Origin of the sequence: Streptomyces brasiliensis (assembly GCF_014647875.1) — a bacterium.
Classification (GTDB): Bacteria; Actinomycetota; Actinomycetes; order Streptomycetales; family Streptomycetaceae; genus Streptomyces; species Streptomyces brasiliensis.
The window spans coordinates 1-1,731 of the sequence record NZ_BMQA01000200.1; the positions used below are offsets into that span (position 1 = coordinate 1).

The following is a 1,731-nucleotide window of genomic DNA, read 5'->3' on the forward strand; positions in this document are numbered from 1 at the left end:
CTGGCGGGCCGGCGGAACCCTCGTCGCCCGCGGCGAGTTCTCCATCGTCATCGCCGGACTGGCCGTGACCGCCGGCCTCGAACCGTCCCTCGGCCCGCTGGCCACGGCGTACGTCCTCATCCTGGTCGTCCTCGGCCCCCTCACGGCCCGCTGGACCGAACCCCTGGCACTGCGCCTGACGGCCCGTCTCCGCAGGCCGGCCGCCGAAGCCGCGGTCCCAGCACCACGGGAGACGGCGGAGGACCAGGACGCGGTCGGACGGTCGTGACGCCGGACGACCGGCTCACAGGGGCCGCTCGGGCCAGGCCAGGAGGCGGGCACCGAGGACCGCGGTGTGCAGGGTGTAACGGTCGGCGGGATCCGTGGGGTCGCTGCCGGTCAGATCGCGGATCCGGGCCAGCCGGTACGTCAGCGCGCGCACACTGAGCGACAGTTCACGCGCGGCCTGGGCCGCCACACAGCCGCTGTCGAAGTACGCGGTGAGCGTGTCGAGCAGTGGCCGAGCCCCTCCGCGCGCCTTTTCCAACGGGCCCAGGGTGTGTCGGACCAGGTCCACCAGGGCCGGCCGGTCCCGGGCCAGAACGGGGAAGACGAGCAGGTCGGCCGAACGCAGCAGCGGGTCGTCGAGGCCCATGCGCTGGGCCACGTCCAGGGCGTTGAGTGCCTCTTCGTAACTGTGCCCGATGCCGACCGCGCCGGGCCGGGGCCGGCCGACGGCGACCCGGCCCGCGTCGCAGGCCGCGTGGACGAGCCCGGTGAACCAGGTCAGCACGTCGTCCTGGTCACCGGGGGCGATGCACACCATGCGCCCGTCCTTGGTGGTGAACAGGATGCGGCGGTTCTCGAAGCGGGCGAACAGCCCGCTCGCCACCTGCCGGGGCACGGGATCGGTCTCGTCGTACCTCTCCGGTCCCTCGGCGACCGCGACGGCGTGACTACGCGACAGGCGCAGGCCGAACCGTTCGCAGCGCGAGGCCAGCCGGCCGGGGTCGCCGCCGCCGTGCAGCAGGTCGTCGATGAACTCACGGCGGGCGGCCTCCTCCTTGCGTACGACGAGGCGCTGAGCCCGCTCGTATCCGTCGGCGAAGGCGTCGACGGCCTGCTCGACGACGGCGAGCACACTGTCCGGATCGACCCCGGCGGGACGGCTGCGCCGGCCCGCCGCGAGATGCGCGCGCACGAGATTCCGCCACCCGTGCCCGGCCTCGGCGGCCCGCGCCCCGAGGTCCCGCCGCGACGCGATCTCGTCCCGGGTCAACCGCCGTCCCGTACGGGCGGCATCGGCGAGGATCCCCTCGAAGCCGTCGAGAAACACCTCGGAAGCTGTACGGCCGTCCGGGCCCTCGCTCGTAGGGCCGCCAGGGCTCTCGTTCGTACGGCCGCTCGGATCCGCACTCGCACCACCGTCCTGGGCTGCACTCGGAGGGCTCGCGGGCGTCGCGCTCGGGCGGCCTGTCGGGGTGGTGTTCCGCCGGGGGGCGCTGCCGTGTTCAGCCGTTCGCACGCGCGGCCTCCGCGGCTTCGGTCGGCACCGGCGCCGCGGCGGGTGCCCGGCCGACAAGGCGGCGGCCGACGGGTTCCGTCCAGCGGGCGGCCAGTGGGCCGAGGACGACCAGGATGAGGACGTACGCCGTGGCCAGCGGGCCGAGGCGCGGTTCCGCGCCGACCGCGAGTCCGGCGATGACGATGGAGAACTCGCCGCGGGCGACGAGGGTTCCGCCGGCCCGCCAG

At 74.8% G+C, this 1,731-nt stretch carries 1 protein-coding gene and 2 pseudogenes; 1 reads left to right on the plus strand and 2 read right to left on the minus strand.

The window, feature by feature from the left end; genetic code table 11:
* Positions 1-268 (plus strand): annotated as a pseudogene (locus IEZ19_RS49665) (cation:proton antiporter); the annotation flags it as partial.
* A gap of 15 nt (positions 269-283) precedes the next feature.
* Here the strand turns inward: IEZ19_RS49665 and IEZ19_RS49670 are convergent.
* Positions 284-1,315, minus strand: coding sequence for a PucR family transcriptional regulator (locus IEZ19_RS49670; RefSeq protein ID WP_189317939.1), 1,032 nt, complete (start codon positions 1,313-1,315; stop codon positions 284-286).
* Between the two features lie 175 nt (positions 1,316-1,490).
* A pseudogene (locus IEZ19_RS49675) lies at positions 1,491-1,731 on the minus strand (cation:proton antiporter); the annotation flags it as partial.